The organism is Streptomyces tibetensis, from assembly GCF_040647715.1.
Lineage (GTDB): Bacteria > Actinomycetota > Actinomycetes > Streptomycetales > Streptomycetaceae > Streptomyces > Streptomyces tibetensis_A.
In genome coordinates, this window is record NZ_JBEZCR010000013.1 from 149,017 (window position 1) to 167,790 (window position 18,774).

The 18,774-nt window shown below is 69.9% G+C and carries 21 protein-coding genes and 5 tRNA genes; 20 read left to right on the forward strand and 6 right to left on the reverse strand.

Annotation, left to right across the window (positions count from 1 at the left end; genetic code table 11):
• Nucleotides 1-358: 358 nt before the first annotated feature.
• From AB0B29_RS30745 to AB0B29_RS30795, 11 genes are all read left to right on the forward strand, one after another.
• A complete protein-coding gene (locus AB0B29_RS30745; RefSeq protein WP_202509583.1) occupies nt 359-550 on the forward strand; it encodes a hypothetical protein in 192 nt (63 codons plus the stop codon).
• Between the two features lie 215 nt (nt 551-765).
• Complete coding sequence (locus AB0B29_RS30750) at nt 766-1,542, forward strand: fumarylacetoacetate hydrolase family protein (protein ID WP_362244836.1); 777 nt, start codon at nt 766-768, stop codon at nt 1,540-1,542.
• Nucleotides 1,535-3,019 (forward strand): glutamate--tRNA ligase, encoded by a 1,485-nt coding sequence (gltX, locus tag AB0B29_RS30755; RefSeq protein WP_362244838.1) that lies wholly within the window; start codon nt 1,535-1,537, stop codon nt 3,017-3,019. The genes AB0B29_RS30750 and gltX overlap by 8 nt, the downstream gene beginning before the upstream one ends.
• Before the next feature lie 172 nt (nt 3,020-3,191).
• Nucleotides 3,192-4,394, forward strand: coding sequence for a hypothetical protein (locus tag AB0B29_RS30760; protein ID WP_362244840.1), 1,203 nt, complete (start codon nt 3,192-3,194; stop codon nt 4,392-4,394).
• Entirely contained in the window at nt 4,286-5,455 is a 1,170-nt protein-coding gene (locus AB0B29_RS30765; protein ID WP_362244842.1) for a FlgD immunoglobulin-like domain containing protein, read from the forward strand. The genes AB0B29_RS30760 and AB0B29_RS30765 overlap by 109 nt, the downstream gene beginning before the upstream one ends.
• A 29-nt stretch (nt 5,456-5,484) precedes the next feature.
• Nucleotides 5,485-6,216, forward strand: a complete 732-nt coding sequence (locus tag AB0B29_RS30770; RefSeq protein ID WP_362244844.1) for an HAD family hydrolase — start codon at nt 5,485-5,487, stop codon at nt 6,214-6,216.
• Nucleotides 6,217-6,305: 89 nt separating this feature from the next.
• Nucleotides 6,306-6,377, forward strand: a tRNA-Gln gene (locus AB0B29_RS30775).
• A 21-nt stretch (nt 6,378-6,398) separates the two neighbouring features.
• Nucleotides 6,399-6,471, forward strand: a tRNA-Glu gene (locus tag AB0B29_RS30780).
• Between the two features lie 47 nt (nt 6,472-6,518).
• Nucleotides 6,519-6,591: transfer RNA gene (locus AB0B29_RS30785), tRNA-Glu, on the forward strand.
• Nucleotides 6,592-6,611: 20 nt separating this feature from the next.
• Nucleotides 6,612-6,683 (forward strand) — tRNA-Gln (locus AB0B29_RS30790).
• A 28-nt stretch (nt 6,684-6,711) separates the two neighbouring features.
• Nucleotides 6,712-6,784 (forward strand) — tRNA-Glu (locus AB0B29_RS30795).
• Nucleotides 6,785-6,964: 180 nt separating this feature from the next.
• Here the strand turns inward: AB0B29_RS30795 and ndgR are convergent.
• Nucleotides 6,965-7,681 carry an IclR family transcriptional regulator NdgR gene (ndgR, locus tag AB0B29_RS30800; protein WP_003993203.1) on the reverse strand — a complete coding sequence of 239 codons (717 nt, stop codon included), beginning with the start codon at nt 7,679-7,681 and terminating at the stop codon, nt 6,965-6,967.
• Nucleotides 7,682-7,876: 195 nt separating this feature from the next.
• On the opposite strand from ndgR, the gene leuC reads away from it, so the two are divergent.
• The 4 genes from leuC (at nt 7,877) to AB0B29_RS30820 (ending at nt 11,195) form a co-directional block, all read left to right on the forward strand.
• On the forward strand, nt 7,877-9,307 hold the full coding sequence (gene leuC / locus AB0B29_RS30805) for a 3-isopropylmalate dehydratase large subunit (RefSeq protein WP_362244846.1): 1,431 nt from the start codon (nt 7,877-7,879) through the stop codon (nt 9,305-9,307).
• A 6-nt stretch (nt 9,308-9,313) separates the two neighbouring features.
• A complete protein-coding gene (gene leuD / locus AB0B29_RS30810) occupies nt 9,314-9,907 on the forward strand; it encodes a 3-isopropylmalate dehydratase small subunit (RefSeq protein ID WP_362244848.1) in 594 nt (197 codons plus the stop codon).
• A 276-nt stretch (nt 9,908-10,183) separates the two neighbouring features.
• Nucleotides 10,184-10,414 (forward strand): hypothetical protein, encoded by a 231-nt coding sequence (locus AB0B29_RS30815; protein WP_362244850.1) that lies wholly within the window; start codon nt 10,184-10,186, stop codon nt 10,412-10,414.
• 136 nt (nt 10,415-10,550) lie between these two features.
• Nucleotides 10,551-11,195, forward strand: a complete 645-nt coding sequence (locus AB0B29_RS30820) for an HU family DNA-binding protein (RefSeq protein ID WP_362244852.1) — start codon at nt 10,551-10,553, stop codon at nt 11,193-11,195.
• 81 nt (nt 11,196-11,276) lie between these two features.
• On the opposite strand, the gene AB0B29_RS30825 is transcribed toward AB0B29_RS30820, so the two are convergent.
• Both AB0B29_RS30825 and cofC read right to left on the reverse strand, forming a co-directional pair.
• Nucleotides 11,277-11,480: a hypothetical protein gene (locus tag AB0B29_RS30825; RefSeq protein ID WP_104781455.1), complete on the reverse strand. Its 204-nt coding sequence runs from the start codon at nt 11,478-11,480 to the stop codon at nt 11,277-11,279.
• A gap of 9 nt (nt 11,481-11,489) precedes the next feature.
• Nucleotides 11,490-12,128 (reverse strand): 2-phospho-L-lactate guanylyltransferase, encoded by a 639-nt coding sequence (cofC, locus tag AB0B29_RS30830; protein ID WP_362244854.1) that lies wholly within the window; start codon nt 12,126-12,128, stop codon nt 11,490-11,492.
• A gap of 158 nt (nt 12,129-12,286) precedes the next feature.
• Between cofC and AB0B29_RS30835 the strand changes: the two genes are divergently transcribed.
• From AB0B29_RS30835 to AB0B29_RS30845, 3 genes are read left to right on the forward strand one after another with little or no spacing between them, the layout of a single operon-like run.
• Entirely contained in the window at nt 12,287-13,078 is a 792-nt protein-coding gene (locus AB0B29_RS30835; protein ID WP_362244856.1) for a lysophospholipid acyltransferase family protein, read from the forward strand.
• The gene (locus AB0B29_RS30840) at nt 13,075-14,085 is read left to right on the forward strand and encodes an NAD(P)H-dependent glycerol-3-phosphate dehydrogenase (protein ID WP_362244858.1); all 1,011 of its coding nucleotides are present in this window, start codon (nt 13,075-13,077) and stop codon (nt 14,083-14,085) included. Before AB0B29_RS30835 ends, AB0B29_RS30840 begins: the two co-directional genes overlap by 4 nt.
• Nucleotides 14,086-14,144: 59 nt before the next feature.
• Complete coding sequence (locus AB0B29_RS30845; RefSeq protein WP_362244860.1) at nt 14,145-15,302, forward strand: D-alanine--D-alanine ligase family protein; 1,158 nt, start codon at nt 14,145-14,147, stop codon at nt 15,300-15,302.
• Between the two features lie 82 nt (nt 15,303-15,384).
• Here AB0B29_RS30845 and AB0B29_RS30850 read toward each other — a convergent pair whose 3' ends face one another.
• On the reverse strand, nt 15,385-15,903 hold the full coding sequence (locus tag AB0B29_RS30850; RefSeq protein ID WP_362244862.1) for a DUF3515 domain-containing protein: 519 nt from the start codon (nt 15,901-15,903) through the stop codon (nt 15,385-15,387).
• A gap of 20 nt (nt 15,904-15,923) precedes the next feature.
• The gene (locus tag AB0B29_RS30855; protein WP_362244864.1) at nt 15,924-16,157 is read right to left on the reverse strand and encodes an Lrp/AsnC family transcriptional regulator; all 234 of its coding nucleotides are present in this window, start codon (nt 16,155-16,157) and stop codon (nt 15,924-15,926) included.
• A 206-nt stretch (nt 16,158-16,363) separates the two neighbouring features.
• On the opposite strand from AB0B29_RS30855, the gene AB0B29_RS30860 reads away from it, so the two are divergent.
• Nucleotides 16,364-17,329: a thiamine-phosphate kinase gene (locus AB0B29_RS30860; protein ID WP_362244866.1), complete on the forward strand. Its 966-nt coding sequence runs from the start codon at nt 16,364-16,366 to the stop codon at nt 17,327-17,329.
• Nucleotides 17,326-18,123, forward strand: coding sequence for a bifunctional hydroxymethylpyrimidine kinase/phosphomethylpyrimidine kinase (gene thiD, locus AB0B29_RS30865; RefSeq protein WP_362244868.1), 798 nt, complete (start codon nt 17,326-17,328; stop codon nt 18,121-18,123). Before AB0B29_RS30860 ends, thiD begins: the two co-directional genes overlap by 4 nt.
• A gap of 235 nt (nt 18,124-18,358) precedes the next feature.
• On the opposite strand, the gene rpmB is transcribed toward thiD, so the two are convergent.
• Nucleotides 18,359-18,544 carry a 50S ribosomal protein L28 gene (gene rpmB / locus AB0B29_RS30870; RefSeq protein WP_004924906.1) on the reverse strand — a complete coding sequence of 62 codons (186 nt, stop codon included), beginning with the start codon at nt 18,542-18,544 and terminating at the stop codon, nt 18,359-18,361.
• Nucleotides 18,545-18,774 lie beyond the last annotated feature (230 nt).

Below are 18,774 nucleotides of genomic sequence, written 5' to 3' on the forward strand. Positions count from 1 at the left end.
GGTGACACCATGTGAGTGGTGGATCACCGGTCGTAGAAAGAGAGTTCGTCCATTTCGGGCATAAACCCGCGAGTCGATGAGCCCCGTCGGGTGTCCCAGTCGCCATGATCAGCAGCGGAATGATGGCTTCAGTAGGTCAATGTCCGTTTCGTTGGGGTGAAGCGCAAGTCCGGATTGACCGATTCGCCCTCTGATTCGTGAGAAAACTCACATGCCGATCATGACCCCCGTGCGGCGGGGCCGGGGAATCGCATGTTTAGCCTGACGCTTTACAGCGATGGCACAACCGACAACCCGCGCCCGTACGGGGGTTCACACACCCTCGGGGCGCCCGTCACAGGACAGGGTCAAGTAAACAGTGAAGACGACGACGATGTTCCACAAGATCGCCAACCCGCGACGCACGACGCTGGCACACCTGGACGACGCCGACGAACTGCAGACGCCGGAGCAGCCGGAGCACCCCGTCGAACTGCCGGCCCAGACCGCAAACCCCAAGCGCACCATCCTCATGGAGATCCCCGTCGCGGCCGCCGCGGCCGCGGAGTGACACCAGCCAGTACGTGTGCCGGCCGCCGGATGCTCACGGCGACGGGACCGGATTCCCGAGGGGCGCCCCATGACAGGGCGCCCCTTCGTGCGTGACGGGGCGCCTAACCCGTACACGGCGGGGCGCCCCGGCTTAATGCGCGGGGCGGGGTCACCTCCCCGCGTTAGCCTGGACCGTCAGACTCCAGCCGCTTCAGTCAAGGGGCCAAGCAACCCGTGCGCATCGCCAGGTTCTCCATCGACGGGAACGTCGCCTTCGGCGCCATCGAGGGCGACAAGCAGGACGAACTCGTCCTGAACATCATCAAGGGCATCCCGTTCGCGGACTTCGAGCTCTCCGGCACGAAGGTGCCCGTGAGCAAGGTCAGGCTGCTGCCGCCGGTGCTCCCCAACAAGGTCGTGGCCTTCGGCCGCAACTACGCGGAGCACGCGCGCGAGCTGGGCAACGAGGTCCCCGACGCCCCCTTCGCCTTCTTCAAGCCGTCCACCTCGGTGATCGGCCCCGGTGACGAGATCCAGTACCCCTCCTTCTCCGAGGAGGTGCACCACGAGGCCGAGCTGGCCGTGGTCATCGGCCGGATGTGCCGCGAGGTCCCACGCGAACGCGTCAAGGACGTGATCTTCGGCTACACCTGCGCCAACGACATCACCGCCCGTGACGTGCAGAAGCGCGAGAAGCAGTGGGCCCGGGCCAAGGGCTTCGACACCTCCTGCCCGCTCGGCCCCTGGGTGGAGACGGACCTGGACGCGAGCGACCTCACCATCCAGCTCACGGTGAACGGCCAGCAGCGCCAGCTCGGCCGCACCAGCGAGATGATCCACTCCATCGAGGACCTGATCGTCAACATCTCCGAGGCCATGACACTGCTCCCCGGCGACGTCATCCTCACCGGCACCCCGGCTGGGGTCGGCCCCCTGAACGTCGGCGACGAGGTCGCCGTCACCATCGAAGGCATCGGCACTCTCACCAACAAGGTTGTCAAGCGTGGCTAGCGCATCCGGTACCCCCGTACGCGTCCGTTTCTGTCCCTCGCCCACCGGTAACCCCCATGTGGGCCTGGTCCGCACCGCCCTGTTCAACTGGGCGTTCGCCAAGCACCACCAGGGCACCCTGGTCTTCCGCATCGAGGACACCGACGCCGCCCGCGACTCCGAGGAGTCGTACACCCAGCTGCTCGACTCGATGCGCTGGCTGGGCTTCGACTGGGACGAGGGCCCCGAGGTCGGCGGCCCGCACGCGCCGTACCGCCAGTCGCAGCGCATGGACCTCTACAAGGACGTCGCGCAGAAGCTGCTCGACGCCGGCCACGCCTACCGCTGCTACTGCTCCCAGGACGAGCTGGACACCCGCCGGGAGGCAGCCCGCGCCGCCGGCAAGCCCTCCGGCTACGACGGCCACTGCCGTGAGCTGACCGCCGCCCAGGTCGAGGAGTACCAGGCCCAGGGCCGCGAGCCGATCGTCCGCTTCCGGATGCCCGACGAGACGATCACCTTCACCGACCTGGTCCGCGGCGAGCTGACCTTCACCCCGGAGAACGTTCCGGACTACGGCATCGTCCGCGCCAACGGAGCCCCGCTGTACACGCTGGTCAACCCGGTCGACGACGCCCTGATGGAGATCACTCACGTCCTGCGCGGCGAGGACCTGCTCTCCTCCACCCCCCGCCAGATCGCCCTGTACAAGGCGCTGATCGAGCTGGGCATCGCCAAGGAGATCCCGTCCTTCGGCCACCTGCCGTACGTGATGGGCGAGGGCAACAAGAAGCTCTCCAAGCGCGACCCCCAGTCCTCCCTCAACCTCTACCGGGAGCGCGGCTTCCTCCCCGAGGGCCTGCTCAACTACCTCTCCCTGCTCGGCTGGTCCCTCTCGGCCGACCAGGACGTCTTCTCGATCGACGAGATGACCGCGGCGTTCGAGATCTCCGACGTGCAGCCCAACCCGGCCCGCTTCGACCTGAAGAAGTGCGAGGCGATCAACGGCGACCACATCCGCCTGCTGGACGTGAAGGACTTCACCGAGCGCTGCCGCCCCTGGCTCCAGGCCCCGTTCGCCCCCTGGGCCCCGGAGGCCTTCGACGAGGCCAAGTGGCAGGCCATCGCGCCGCACGCGCAGACCCGCCTCAAGGTCCTCTCCGAGATCACCGACAACGTCGACTTCCTGTTCCTGCCGGAGCCGGCCGAGGACGAGGCCTCCTGGACCAAGGCCATGAAGGAGGGCTCGGACGCCCTGCTGCGCACGGCCCGCGAGAAGCTCGAGGCCGCCGACTGGACCTCCGCCGAGTCGCTCAAGGAGGCCGTCCTGGCCGCCGGTGAGGCCCACGGCCTCAAGCTCGGCAAGGCCCAGGCCCCCGTCCGCGTCGCCGTGACGGGCCGCACGGTCGGCCTGCCGCTGTTCGAGTCCCTGGAGGTCCTGGGCAAGGAGACCACCCTGGCCCGGATCGACGCGGCGCTGGCGAAGCTGGCCGCATAACGCGAAGCACCACATGGTGAGGGCGGCGTCCGGTTTCCGGCGCCGCCCTCACCATGTCCGCCCAGCCGTCACCCGGAGTTCACCCTTCCAGCCAACTCCCGTCTCAAGAGCGGACGTTGGATGCCCCTGTGTGCACGGTGCGCGTGTGCGCCCAGGTGCAGGGGGAGAGAGCATGATCCGTTCACGAAGACTCGTCCACGCGGCGCTCGGCGGGGCGATGGCGCTGTCCTGCACGGTGCTGACCACACCCGCACAGGCGGCGCCCGCAGTCGACGAACCGACCGGCACGGTGCGGCTGGCCACCGAGAAGCGTGTGACCGTCGACTACCCCTGGGCCGGCGCGTCCGGCTTCCAGTACCGGCCGGGCACCACCTCGGTCACCACCGTGGACTACCCCGACACCGTCCCGCCCGCCCACGCGGGCCCCGACGACCTGGCCACCGGAACCGACGTGGTGAACACCCGTGACGGCCAGAGAGTGGTCCAGAAGCACCGCTCCACGGGCGTCACCGTCACCGTCACGATCCCCACCGGCCAGGCCTACCGGGCCGCCGTCGGCTGGAGCGTGCTGACCATGGACGGCACCGGCGCCCTGCACGTGCTGCGCACCGTCGACGGCACCCTCACCGTCGACACCCCGGTCACCGGTTTCCCCGCGGGCGCCCGGCCCGTCCTCTACCGCACCGGCGGCTCGGCCACCCGCCTCGCGATCGTCTACGCGCTGGACGGCAAGACGTCCGTGGGTCTGGTCGACCTCTCCGACGGCACGTTCCGCACCTACGTCACCGGTGACACCGCCACCCCCCAGATCGCCTTCAACGACCGCTGGCTCGTCGCCGACTGGAAGGCGATCCGGGTGGCCGCCGCACCGGGCACCGAGCCCACCGCCCTGACCAGCACGGACGCCCAACTCGAAGCCGTCGTCGGGGACCAGCTCCTGATCGGCAACCCGACCTTCGTGCTGGGGGGCACCGAGGCCGCGCTGACCGCCCGCTCCCTGGTCACCGGCGCCTCGGCCACCGTGCTCCCCTCGTCGTTCGGCGGCATCGGCCCGACCCCGGACGGCGGTGCCTTGGCCACCGCGGGCCCCTCCAGCCTCGACTGGAACATCCACCGCATCACCCCCGACCGCAGCGGCGGCCTCACCACCGCCGAGGTGGCCCAGGTCCCCGCCGCCGCGACCGCAGTACAAGGGCTGGCCGTCGCCGGCGGCGGGTCCCCGCCGCCGCGACCGCAGTACAAGGGCTGGCCGTCGCCGGCGGCGAGTTGTTCCTCTACGGAGCGACGCCCGGCGCCTCGCTGCGCTACAGCAGCTTCCAGCTGGACGCCGCCGGCCGGCCCACCGGCCCCCAGACGCGCCGCAGCCCCGCTCTGAGCGCGCCGACCTGCCTCACCGGAGACGCCGCCTGCCCCCAGCTGGAGGCCCTCGGCGACGGCCGCGTCAGCCACCTGTGGACCAGCGAGGCGGGCCAGGAATCCGTCAGCACCGTAGGCCTCGACACCACCACCGTCCTCAGCGCGCCCACGGACGGTGACTCCCGCGGTCGCATCGGCGGCGGCACCGGCAGGTACGTGCTCTACAGCGGCGGCTCCGGCAAGCAGCGGATCGTCGACTTCCCGCGCGCCGCGACCACGGGCGAGACCACTCTCACCCGCGAGCGCAGCGCCTCCGCGGTGTGGGGGCAGACCCTGTGGGCCCCGGGCAGCGCCCAGGGCCAGGTCACCGGCCGCAACCTCAAGACCGGCACGACCACCACCGTCGCCACCGGAGCCCCCTGCACCCCCACCGACATCCAGGCCGTCAACACCTGGCTCTACTGGTCCTGCGGCACCTCGGCCGGCGTCTACGACCGGGCCGCCGACCGCAGGATCACGGTCCCGGCCGACCTCGGCCCGGCCCGCCTCGCCGACGGCTTCCTGCTCCGCGAGAACCGCACCACCCACGAACTGCTGCTGACCGACTTCCACACGGGTACGGCCACCACCCGCACCCTGGTCAAGCTGCCCGCCACGGACCAGAACACCGGCGGCGGCAACGGCCGCTGGGCGGTCGACCGCTTCGGCGGCCACGTCGCCTACCTCAACGGCACGTACGGCGAGGTCTCGATCGTCCCGAGCGGCGTCCCCACCTCGCCCCTGGCGCAGATGGAAGCCCAGGTCTACTCGCCGTCCGTGATCGGCAAGTCCTTCCCCTGGGCGCCGGTCTGGCAGCTGAACAAGCCCTCCACCTGGACCCTGACCCTCACCAACGCCTTCGGCACGACCGTCCGCACCCTGAGCGGCGCTTCCACCGGAGCCGCCGTACGCCCGGCCTGGGACGGCACCACCGACAGCGGCGGCGCCACGGGCGGCGCGTACACCTGGAAACTCACCGCCCACCCCCGCGACGACCAGGGTCCGGACCTCACCCTCACCGGCACCATGACCCTGGGCTGAGCACGGGACGTGGTGGGTACGGTCGGAACATGAGCATCCAAGCCGTGGTCTGGGACGTCGACGACACCCTCTTCGACTACACCACCGCCGACCGCCTCGGCATGCGCGCCCACCTCACAGCGGAGGGCCTGCTCGACGGCTACGACAGCGTCGAGCAGGCCATCGACCACTGGCGGAAGATCACCGACCTGCAGTGGGCCCGTTTCTCGGCCGGCGAGGCCACCTTCGAGGAGCAGCGGCGCGACCGCGTACGGGTGTTCCTGGACCGGGACCTCACCGACGCCGAGGCCGACGCGTGGTTCCAGCGGTACATCACCCACTACGAGGCGGTCTGGGCCCTCTTCCCGGACGTACTGCCCGTCCTCGACGCCCTTTCCACGAGCCACCGGCACGCCGTGCTCTCCAACTCCAGCCTCCACGTCCAGGACCGCAAGCTGCGCGCCCTCGGCGTCCACGATCGCTTCGAGACCATCCTGTGCGCGGCCGAGCTCGGCGTCTCCAAGCCCGAGGCCGGGGCGTTCCTCGCGGCCTGCGATGTCCTCGGTCTGCCGCCGCACCAGGTCGCCTACGTCGGCGACCACCCGGAGATCGACGGACGGGGCGCCGCCGACGCGGGACTGCTGTCGGTGTGGATCGACCGCGGTGGCCTGTACGCCACGATCGACCCGCCCGTCGGGCCGCACCGCATCGCGTCCCTGGGCGAACTGCCGTCCCTGCTCGGCCCGGATAGTCGTTTTGGAGCCCCGTCCACCTTCGGGTAATGTTCTTCCTGCGCCGCGGGGAACGGGCCGGAAGGCCGGAATCCCAGGCGCACAGCTAGAACACAGACCTTCCAGGTCTTGCGTTCCAGTGGCCTATGGTGTAATTGGCAGCACGACTGATTCTGGTTCAGTTAGTCTTGGTTCGAGTCCAGGTAGGCCAGCTCGCAGAGCTCATCTGCATCGCCCCCGTTGTGTAGCGGCCTAGCACGCTGCCCTCTCAAGGCAGTAGCGCCGGTTCGAATCCGGTCGGGGGTACTGGTTCCGAAGATCGGCAGATCGACGATCATCTCGGGACTGCTAGGGCCCCCGTTGTGTAGCGGCCTAGCACGCCGCCCTCTCAAGGCGGTAGCGCCGGTTCGAATCCGGTCGGGGGTACTGACTGGTCTAAACCACATTGGTCTATGGTGTAATTGGCAGCACGACTGATTCTGGTTCAGTTAGTCTTGGTTCGAGTCCAGGTAGACCAGCTCGGACCTGCGGAAACGCAGGCTCCACGCCCCCGTTGTGTAGCGGCCTAGCACGCCGCCCTCTCAAGGCGGTAGCGCCGGTTCGAATCCGGTCGGGGGTACATCAACGAGAGGCCCTCCACTTCGGTGGAGGGCCTCTTTGGTCTTTGGGGGCGCGGGGAACTGCGCGAACAACCACCGACGGCCCGCACTTGACGACGAAACCGTCCCTGTCATGGCGCCGAGTCGGGGAAAACCTGCCGCGGCGTTGAGGCGAGCTCTCCCCGAAACACCTGGTCGCTTCAGCCGGTGCGCCGCAACGCCTCGGACAGACGCCCCGCGGCGTCGATCACAGCCTGCGCATGCATACGGCCGGGATGCCGAGTCAGCCGCTCGATCGGCCCGGACACGGACACCGCGGCCACCACCCGGTTCGACGGTCCCCGCACCGGCGCGGACACGGACGCGACGCCCGGCTCCCGCTCGCCGATCGACTGGGCCCAGCCCCGCCGCCGCACACCCGACAGGGCCGTCGCCGTGAAGCGCGCACCCTGCAGGCCGCGGTGCAGCCGCTCCGGCTCCTCCCAGGCCATCAGGATCTGCGCCGAGGAGCCGGCCTTCATCGTGAGCGTGGAACCGACCGGGACCGTGTCCCGAAGGCCGGACAGGCGCTCCGCCGCGGCGACACAGATGCGCATGTCGCCCTGGCGGCGATAGAGCTGCGCGCTCTCGCCCGTGATGTCCCGAAGATGGGTGAGCACCGGTCCCGCGGTGGCGAGGAGACGGTCCTCACCCGCGGCCGCGGCAAGCTCGGCCAGGCGAGGGCCGAGAATGAAACGACCCTGCATGTCGCGCGCCACCATGCGGTGGTGTTCCAGGGCCACGGCCAGGCGGTGGGCCGTGGGTCGTGCCAGTCCGGTGGCGCCGACCAATCCCGCGAGGGTGGCCGGACCGGACTCCAGAGCGCTCAGGACGAGGGCCGCCTTGTCCAGAACGCCGACGCCGCTACTGTTGTCCATGAAACGATACTCGCGTCTCACTCTGTGAAACGCAAGTTCAATTTTCCGTGGAACGCGCCACCCTGGAATCACGAAGTCACAACGGCCCGTGACGTAAGGGCCTGGCGGTGTGTGCCCGGAATCAGGGGTACGGGCACTGCCTCCTCAAGATCTCTAGTTGGGTCGGCGGACCGTCGCCGACCGGAGGGAACAGCGATGGGTAGGACACTCGCGGAGAAAGTCTGGGACGACCATGTCGTCCGGCGCGCGGAGGGCGAGCCCGACCTTCTCTTCATCGATCTGCACCTGCTGCACGAGGTGACCAGCCCGCAGGCCTTCGACGGTCTGCGCAAGAGCGGCCGCACGGTGCGGCGTCTGGACCTCACCATCGCGACCGAGGACCACAACACCCCGACCCTGGACATCGACAAGCCGATCGCGGACCCGGTCTCGCGGGTGCAGCTGGAGACGCTGCGCAAGAACGCCGCCGACTTCGGGGTGCGTCTGCACCCGCTGGGCGACGTCGAGCAGGGTGTCGTGCACGTCGTGGGTCCGCAGCTGGGCCTGACCCAGCCGGGCACCACGGTGGTGTGCGGTGACTCCCACACCTCCACGCACGGCGCGTTCGGTGCGCTGGCGTTCGGCATCGGCACCTCCCAGGTGGAGCACGTGCTGGCCACCCAGACGCTGCCGATGTCCCGGCCGAAGACCATGGCGATCACGGTCAACGGCGAACTGCCCGAGGGTGTCACCGCCAAGGACCTGATCCTGGCGATCATCGCGAGGATCGGCACCGGCGGCGGCCAGGGCTACGTCCTGGAGTACCGCGGCGAGGCCATCGAGAAGCTGTCGATGGAAGCCCGCATGACCATCTGCAACATGTCGATCGAGGCCGGCGCCCGCGCGGGCATGATCGCCCCGGACGAGACCACGTTCGCCTACCTCCAGGGCCGCCCGCACGCCCCCGAGGGCGCCGACTGGGACGCGGCGGTGGAGTACTGGAAGACGCTGCGCACGGACGAGGACGCGGTGTTCGACGCCGAGGTGGTCATCGAGGCCGCCGAACTGTCGCCGTTCGTCACCTGGGGCACCAACCCCGGGCAGGGTGCACCGCTTTCGGCGTCCGTCCCCGACCCTGCTTCGTACGAAGACGCATCGGAGCGCTACGCCGCCGAAAAGGCCCTGGAGTACATGGGGTTGGAGGCCGGGCAGCCGCTGCGCTCCATCAACGTCGACACCGTCTTCGTAGGCTCGTGCACCAACGGCCGCATCGAGGACCTGCGGGCGGCGGCCGAGCTGCTGAAGGGCCGCAAAGTCGCCGACGGCGTACGGATGCTGGTCGTGCCGGGCTCGGCGCGGGTGGGTCTGCAGGCCGTCTCCGAGGGCCTGGACGTGGTGTTCAAGGACGCCGGCGCCGAATGGCGGCACGCGGGCTGCTCGATGTGCCTGGGCATGAACCCCGACCAGCTCGCCCCCGGTGAGCGCTCGGCGTCCACCTCCAACCGCAACTTCGAGGGCCGGCAGGGCAAGGGCGGACGCACCCACCTGGTCTCCCCGCAGGTCGCGGCCGCCACCGCCGTCCTGGGTCACCTGGCCTCCCCGGCCGACCTGTCCGACACCGCAACCCGCACGCCCGCTGGAGTCTGATCAGCCATGGAAGCCTTCACCACCCACACCGGCCGGGCCGTCCCGCTGCGCCGCTCCAACGTCGACACCGACCAGATCATCCCCGCCCACTGGCTCAAGAAGGTCACGCGCGACGGGTTCGAGGACGGGCTGTTCGAGGCCTGGCGCAAGGACGAGACGTTCGTGCTCAACCAGAGCGAGCGCAAGGGCGCCACGGTCCTGGTCGCCGGCCCCGACTTCGGCACCGGCTCCTCCCGTGAGCACGCCGTCTGGGCCCTGCAGAACTACGGCTTCAAGGCCGTGATCTCCTCCCGCTTCGCCGACATCTTCCGCGGCAACTCGCTCAAGAACGGCCTGCTCACGGTCGTTCTGGAGCAGCAGACCGTGGACGCGCTGTGGGAACTCACCGAGAAGGACCCGCAGGCCGAGATCACCGTCGACCTTCAGGCCCGCGAGGTGCGCGCCGAGGGCATCACCGCCGCCTTCGAGCTGGACGAGAACTCCCGCTGGCGGCTGCTGAACGGCCTCGACGACATCTCGATCACCCTGCAGAACGAGGCCGACATCGCCGCCTACGAGGCCAAGCGCCCCTCCTTCAAGCCGCGCACCCTCCCGGTCTGACCCCGGCACGGTCCGCCGCCTGAGAACAAGGCGACTTTCGGCCACAGCAACATCCCCTCTGTACCCCCGATCAGCCCGATCGGGGGTACAGCTGTGTCTGCACCCGAACGGCCCTGCCCACCCGCTGTTCGGCTGCCAACTTCCCACGTTAAGCCCGTGGTTGCTGGGGTAGGCGAGGGGTACAGCCGTGACTTCCACGTGTGCCGGGAAGGCCGTTTGAGGCGGCAGTTGTCCCCTGCGCAGGCGACAACTCGCCCCAGATGGCACAATCTGTGCATGGAACACGACGGCCAACTCGAGCTCTATGCGGCGGTCGCGGACCAACTCAAGGAAGCGCACACAAGGGTGCGCGCACTGCAAGTCCCGGAGGGCGTACGGATGGCGCTGACCCGGAAGCTGCTGGTCATTACGGCCGCGGCCAAGCACGATCTCGCCGACGCGGCAAGGCGGCTGGAGCGGTTCACTACGGACCTCGACGAGGGACGTCTCCCCGTCGAGGAACGCTGAACCTCTCGACACCGTCGAGTTCGCTGCGGCACAAGGGTGATAAGCCCGTTTCGTGTTTGATTTGCGGTATATATCTGCCTAACGTGCGAAAAAGCTTGAACACTTTCGTTCGGGCGATGTCTCCGAAGGGGAAGACGTGAACAAGGCGCAGCTCGTAGAAGCGATTGCCGACAAGATGGGCGGCCGCCAGCAGGCCGCCGACGCTGTCGACCATGTACTGGACGCCATCGTCCGAGCGGTCGTCTCGGGCGAGCGGGTGTCGGTCACCGGCTTCGGTTCGTTCGAGAAGGTCGACCGTCCGGCCCGGTACGCCCGTAACCCCCAGACGGGCGAGAGGGTTCGGGTCAAGAAGACCTCCGTTCCGCGCTTCCGCGCCGGTCAGGGCTTCAAGGACCTGGTCAGCGGCTCGAAGAAGCTGCCGCGCGGCGGCGAGGTGTCCGTCAAGAAGGCGCCGAAGGGCAGCCTGACCGGCGGTGCCGGCGCGACGGTCAAGAAGGCCGCCGCGAAGAAGGCGACCACCAAGTCGGCCGCCGCGAAGAAGACCACCGCCAAGAAGACGACGGCGAAGAAGGCCACGACGAAGACCGCGGCCGCGAAGAAGACCACCGCGAAGAAGGCGCCCGCCAAGAAGACCACGGCGACGTCCAAGACCACCGCCGCGAAGAAGACCACCGCGAAGAAGGCCCCGGCGAAGAAGGCCACGGCCAAGAAGGCGCCCGCCAAGAAGTCGACGGCTCGCAAGACCACCACCGCCAAGAAGACCACCGCCCGCAAGAAGTAAGGGCACCGGGGTACTCACGCGCCGGGCCGGACTCCGCACGGAGTCCGGCCCGCGGTGTGTTCCGCACGTGGTCGGTGGTGGTCAGAGGGTCTGCAGGGTCACCAGAGTGATCCGCAGCGCGTCCCTGGCCCCTTCCACCTCGATGCGCACCCGCTGGCCCGGGCGCAGCAGTCTGAGGCCTCCCGCGTCGAACGCGGCCGCGTCGAAGGGCACCGGAGTGCCGTCGTCCAGGAGCACCTGCCCGCTGCGGCTTTCGGGGTCGTACGTGTACGCGGTCGCCTGCATGGCCGCAGCCTACTGCCCGGGAATCAGCAACCGCGCGGCGGCCGCGGCCGTATGAGGGCCGACCCCCAGGGCCAGCGCGCTGCGCAGGTCGTCGCCGGTGTCCACGTCCTGGCGTACGGAATCGACCTCGGTGAGAGGCAGTTCCACGGCCCCCGACGCGCGGTGCCGGGCCCGGGAGTCCGTGCCGAAGGCCGGGTGCAATTCCCGGCCCGGGGCGGCGGTCAGCAGGGTCGTTCCTATTGCGGCCGCGTCCGGGAGAAATGCGCGCGGGAATTCGGCGGCGGCATCCAGTACCCGGGACAATTCCGCCGGGCGCAAAGCCGGCAGATCGGCGTTCAGCGCGGCCACCGCCCGGGCCGGGCGGGCGGACCGTACGGCCCGCGTCGCGTGTGCGAGGGCGGCGTTGAGACCACCACCCGGCTCGTCGGGAATGATCGCGGCGCCCAGCGCGGCCAGCTCACGGCCCGCCCGGGCGTCGTCCGTGACGACTGCCACATCCCCCACCCCCGGGCAGGCCAGCGCGGCCGCCACCGTGTCCTGGGCGAAGGCCAGCGCCAGATCCGGCCGCAGCCCGTCGTCCGCGGTGTCCGCAAGCCTGCTCTTGGCCTGGGCCAGGGGCTTCAGGGGTACGACCAAGGTCCACTGCACGGGTGTTCCGTCCTCCTCTTGTCGCGGTCATTGTCACCCGGGGCATCGGGCGGGCAGCGTGCCGGGGCGTACGGTGTCCTCGACAGACCGGCGGCCTGGGGCGACACTTGTGCGGCCCCCCGTGGCCCCGGCTTCAGGCCCTAGAGGAAGGTGTCCGCGTGCCCCGCCGCAGAATCGGCTTCTGGTACCGCTTCGCCGCGGTGATCTGCAAACCGCCGCTGGTCGTTCTGCTCAAGCGGGACTGGCGTGGAATGGAGCACATTCCGGCCGAGGGTGGATTTATCACCGCGGTGAACCATAATTCGCACGTCGATCCCTTCGCTTACGCGCACTTTCAGTACAACACCGGGCGCGTCCCGCGATTCCTCGCGAAGAGCGGGCTTTTCAAGAAGGGATTCGTCGGGGCCGCGATGCGGGGCACCGGGCAGATCCCCGTCTACCGCGAGAGCACGGACGCGCTGAGTGCCTTCCGGGCCGCGATCGAAGCCGTGGACCGCGGCGAATGCGTGGCCTTCTACCCGGAGGGCACCCTCACGCGCGACCCGGACGGCTGGCCCATGACCGCCAAGACCGGGGCCGCGCGCGTGGCCCTGCAGACCAAGTGCCCGGTCATCCCCGTCGCCCAGTGGGGCTGCAACGAGTTGCTGCCGCCGTACGCGAAGAAGCCGAATCTCCTGCCCCGCAAGACGCACCGCGTGCTCGCCGGGCCGCCCGTGGACCTCGCGCAGTTCTACGACCGGGAGATGACCGCGGACCTGCTCAAGGAGGCCACGGAGGTCATCATGGCCGCCGTCACCGCCCAGCTGGAGTTGATCCGCGGCGAGAAGGCACCCGAGACGCCGTACGACCCGCGCCGGGAGCGGATCGAGCAGCGGCGCCGCACCCAGGCACAGACGCAGACGCACAAGGAGGCCGGGCACACCGTGCAGGAAGAGGGGCTGGGCAAGTGAGCAAGCCGGTCAAGGCGGCGGTCCTGAGCGCCGGTTCGTGGGGTACGGCCTTCGGCATGGTGCTCGCCGACGCGGGGTGCGAGGTCACCCTGTGGGCGCGCCGCCCGGAGGTCGCTCAGGCGATCAACTCCACGCGGACCAATCCCGACTACTTCCCGGGCGTCGAACTCCCGGAGAACGCCCGGGCCACCACCGATCCCGCCGAAGCCGCGGCGGACGCCGACTTCACGGTGCTGTCGGTGCCCTCGCAGACCCTGCGCGGCAACCTCGCCGAGTGGAGCCCGCTGCTCGCCCCCGACACGGTGCTGGTTTCGCTGATGAAGGGCGTCGAACTCGGCTCCGCGATGCGGATGAGCGAGGTCATCGACGACGTCGCCAAGGTCGGCCCGGACCGGATCGCCGTGGTCACCGGGCCCAACCTTGCCCGGGAGATCGCCGCGCGGATGCCGGCCGCGGCCGTGGTGGCCTGCACCGTCGAGGCCGTCGCCCAGCGGCTCCAGACCGCCTGCCACACGCCGTACTTCCGTCCGTACACCAATACGGACGTGGTGGGTTGCGAACTGGGCGGAGCCGTGAAGAACGTCATCGGGCTCGCCGTCGGCATCGCGGACGGCATGGGCCTCGGTGACAACGCCAAGGGCTCGCTCATCACCCGTGGCCTCGCCGAGACCACCCGGCTCGGCATGGCCCTCGGAGCCGACCCGCTGACCTTCTCCGGACTCGCGGGCCTGGGCGACCTGGTGGCGACCTGCTCTTCGCCGCTGTCGCGCAACCACACCTTCGGCACCAACCTCGGCAAGGGCATGACCCTCCAGGAGACCATCGCGGTCACCAAGCAGACCGCCGAGGGCGTCAAGTCCTGCGAGTCGGTGCTCGATCTGGCCCGCCGGCACGGCGTCGACATGCCCATCACGGAGACGGTCGTCGGCATCGTGCACGAGGGCAAGCCTCCGGTGGTGGCCCTCAAGGAGCTGATGTCGCGCAGCGCGAAGCCCGAACGACGCTGAGCGACGCGAGGCCGACGGCGCTTACTAGCCGCCCTACCAACGGGTACTCTCAACGCGATATGAGCACCGAGAACCTCCCCCAGAGCCCCGAGCAGCCGCCTCGCAAGCCGCGTGTGGCCGTCGTGTTCGGCGGGCGCAGCTCCGAACACGGGATCTCCGTGGTCACCGCCGGCGCCGTCCTCAAGGCCATCGACCGGACGAAGTACGACGTCCTGCCGATCGGCATCACCCAGGACGGGCGTTGGGCGCTCACGGCGGACGAACCGGAGCGGATGGCGATCGTGGACCGGCGCCCGCCGAGCGTCGACGCCCTCGCCGAGTCCGCCGAGGGCGGAGTGATCCTCCCGGTCGACCCGGCCAACCGCGAAGTCGTCTACAGCGAGTCGGGATCGGTCCCCAAGGCGCTCGGCGAGGTCGACGTGGTCTTCCCGGTGCTGCACGGCCCGTACGGCGAGGACGGCACCCTCCAGGGCCTCCTGGAGCTCTCCGGCGTCCCGTACGTGGGTTCGGGCGTGCTCGCCTCGGCCGTGGGCCAGGACAAGGAGTACATGAAGCGGGTGTTCACCTCCTTCGGGCTGAAGGTGGGCCCGTACGTGGTGGTGCGCCCGCGCGAGTGGGAGCAGGACCAAGCCGCCGCCCGCAAGAAGATCGTCGACTTCGCCGGCGAGCACGGCTGGCCGCTGTTCGTGAAGCCCTCGCGGGCCGGTTCGTCGATCGGCATCACCAAGGTCGACGACCTCTCCGGACTCGACGAGGCCATCGCCGAGGCCCAGCGGCACGACCCCAAGATCCTCGTGGAGGCCGCGTTGCGCGGCCGTGAGATCGAGTGCGGCGTCCTGGAGTTCGAGGACGGCCCCCGGGCCTCCCTCCCCGCCGAGATCCCCCCGCCCGAGGCCCAGGCGTACTACGACTTCGAGGCCAAGTACATCGATTCCACTCCGGGTCTGGTCCCCGCACCCCTCACGCCCGAGGAGACGGACGACGTCCAGCGCCTGGCGGTCGAGGCGTTCGAGGCCGCGTCCTGCGAGGGCCTGGTCCGCGCGGACTTCTTCCTCACCGAGGACGGCGAGTTCGTGATCAACGAGATCAACACGATGCCCGGCTTCACGCCCATCTCGATGTACCCGCAGATGTGGCAGGCGAGCGGGGTGAGCTACCCGGAGCTGATCGACCGGCTGGTGCAGGCGGCACTGCGCAGGTCCACGGGCCTGCGCTGAACCGGCCCTCGAGGGGCGCCGCGAACTGCGCGATCAGCCACGAACGACCCGCGGACTCAGGGCAAGGGCGCCGGTAGGGCGCTCAGGAGGCGATCCCCTCGGGGATCGCCTTCTTCACGGCCGCGGCCAGATCGATCAGCACACCCGAGCTGTCCACGCCCTCGGGCGCCCGGACCTCGACGTACGCCTCCCGGTTGGCGGTGGTGAACACGTACCCCCCGTCGTCCTGCTTCTCCATCAGCCAGTCGACCCCGTTCACACCTCCGGCGACGGCATCCGGATCGTGTCCGTCGGCCACCCTGGGATCGACCATCTTCGGCGGCTGCGGCACACCGCAGCGCAGTATGATCGCCGGGCTGCCCCAGCCCGCCGTCAGCGCCGACGCGGGCTCGGGATCCGCACGATGCTCACCGTCCACCTTCGCGGGCAGTACCTTGTCCAGGTTCCGGCACAGTCCCACGACCTTCGCGTCCGGACTGGGAACCGCCGCCGACGCGCTGTCGTCTGCCGAGGAGCAGCCCGCAGCAGTGATCAACAGCGCGACAGCGGGCAGGCGGAACACGCGGAAGACACAACGGTGCCGGTGACGGAAAGAGTTCACCGGCCCAGGGTAGACGGGGGCTAGATATGGACGACCGGGCAGGTCAGGGTGCGGGTGATGCCGTCCACCTGCTGAACCTTGGCGACCACCATGCGGCCGAGATCGTCGACGGTGTCGGCCTGGGCCCGCACGATCACGTCGTAGGGTCCCGTCACGTCTTCGGCCTGGATGATCCCAGGGATCTTGCCGATCGTCTCGGCGACGACCGAGGCCTTTCCGACCTCGGTCTGGATCAGGATGTACGCCTGTACCACGGAACCTCCAGGGCGGCCACGAGGATCATGTGGGGAAAAGGAACGCCACGGTATCGCGTCGCCGCTCGCCGCGGGGAGACCTGCGGGGGCGGGGTTGTGCGCGCCGGGGTGCAGGTCCGGCAGGACGTGACGGTCACTTCGACCGTAGCGAGGACCGAGATGCCTCGCGACCGGGCACGGACAGGGACAGAAGGGGAGAGAGGGCGATGAAGGGCACTGTTGGTGAGCTCGGTGAGTTCGGGCTCATCAGGGAGCTCACCTCCCGTCTGACCACCACCCCGGCGGTCCGGGTGGGCCCCGGCGACGACGCCGCCGTGGTGGCCGCGCCCGACCGCAGGGTCGTGGCGAGCACGGACATCCTGGTGGAGGGCCGGCACTTCCGGCGCGACTGGTCGACCGCCTACGACGTGGGCCGCAAGGCCGCCGCGCAGAACCTCGCCGACATCGCCGCCATGGGCGCCGTACCGACCGCGCTGCTGCTCGGTCTGGTCGTCCCGGCCGAGTTGCCGGTGACGTGGCCGAGCGAGCTGATGGACGGCCTGCGCGACGAGTGCCAGGTGGCGGGCGCCGCCGTGGTCGGCGGTGACGTCGTGCGCGGCGACTCGATCATGGTGTCGATCACCGCGCTCGGTGATCTGCGCAACCAGGAGCCGGTGACGCGGGCGGGCGCCCGCCCCGGCGATCGCGTCGCGGTGACCGGCTGGCTGGGCTGGTCGGCCGCCGGGTACGCGGTGCTGGCGCGGGGATTCCGCTCACCGCGGGCGTTCGTGGAGGCCCACCGGCGCCCGGAGCCGCCGTATCACGCGGGTCCGGCCGCCGCCGGGCTCGGGGCGACCGCGATGTGCGACGTGAGCGACGGGTTGATCGCGGACCTCGGGCACATCGCCGAGGCGAGCAAGGTCCGGATCGACGTCCGCTCCGGGGCCATCGACATCCCGTCCCAGATGAACGACATCGGGCAGGCCGTCGGGGTCGACCCCATGCAATGGGTGCTGACCGGGGGAGAGGACCACGCGATCGTGGCGACCTTCCCGCCGGATGTGAAGCTGCCCGCCCGCTGGAAGGTCATCGGCGAGGTCCTCAACCCCTCGGCGCTGCCCCAGGTGACGGTCGACGGGGCGCCGTGGACCAGCAAGGGCGGCTGGGACCACTTCGGGGACATAGAGTCATGATCCCCAACGTCCTGACGGTCGCAGGCTCCGACTCCGGCGGCGGCGCGGGCATCCAGGCCGACCTCAAGACGATGCTCGCGCTCGGCGTGCACGGCATGAGCGTCCTCACGGCGGTGACCGCGCAGAACTCCCTCGGCGTGCAGGGGGCTTGGGAACTGCCCGTGGAGGCCGTGCGGGCCCAGTACCGCAGCGTCGTCGACGACATCGGCGTGCAGGCCGTCAAGACGGGCATGCTGGCCTCGGCGGAACTCGTGGAGGCGGTCGCCGAGTTGATCGCCGGGACGGACGCCCCGGCGGTCGTCGACCCGGTGGGCGTCTCCAAGCACGGCGACGCCCTGCTGGCCGCCTCCGCGCTGGACTCCGTTCGTACGAAGCTGCTGCCGGTGGCGACGGTCGCCACCCCCAACCTCGACGAGGTGGCCCAGATCGCGGGCGTACGGGTCGAGGCGGAACGCGACATGCGCACGGCCGCCGCGGCGGTGCTGGCGTACGGGCCGCGCTGGGTGCTGATCAAGGGCGGCCACCTGCCCGGGGACGCCGTCGACCTGCTCACCGACGGCTCCGAGGAGCACTGGCTGCGGGCGCCGAGGCATGACAACCGCCACACCCACGGCACCGGCTGCACCCTCGCCTCCGCGGTCGCCTCCCAGCTCGCCAAGGGGCAGTCCGTGCCGGAGGCGGTGGCGGCGGCGAAGGAGTACGTCACGGGGGCCGTCGCGGCCGGGTTCGCCCTCGGCGGGGGGATCGGGCCGGTGGATCACGGCTGGCGCTTCCGGCCGGGCACCGGGCGCTGACGACGTCGACGACGCTGACGGCCAGACGCGGTGAGGGTGCTGATCGTCAGAGCGGGCAGGGCGAAGAGCGGGCACGGGTAACAGCGGGCACGGGTAAGAGGGGGCGACGCAAGAGCGGGCACGGCGAAGATCAGGCTCGGCGAACTTCGGCACGTCCGGGCACGGCAAAGAGCCGGCCCACCAGAGGTGGACCGGCTCTGCAGCGAACCAGCAGTGGTTGCGCGCTAGCTGAGCGTCAGCGCGAGACCTTGCCGGCCTTGATGCACGAGGTGCAAGCGTTCACGCGCTTCGGCGTCCCGCCCACCACGGTACGCACACGCTGGATGTTCGGGTTCCAGCGACGGGGCGTACGGCGGTGCGAGTGCGAGATGTTGTTGCCGAAGCCCGGCCCCTTGCCGCAGACGTCGCAGTTGGCAGCCACGGGTCACTCCAAAGACTTCAGATGCACTTACGGTTGATCCCGGCAGGCCGGGATCGAGACTCTCGGGCTGTGAACAGCCGTTCGAAATCTGAGTGGCGTTGCCAGGGGGAAGGCCCGATCAGATCGGGCAACCGGAGCAGCATACAACGGCTGCACCCGTAGAGCGAAACTACCATGGCAGCTCAGGGGCCCGTCCCCGCCCACTTCCGGTGAACCCCGCCCCGGGGTCT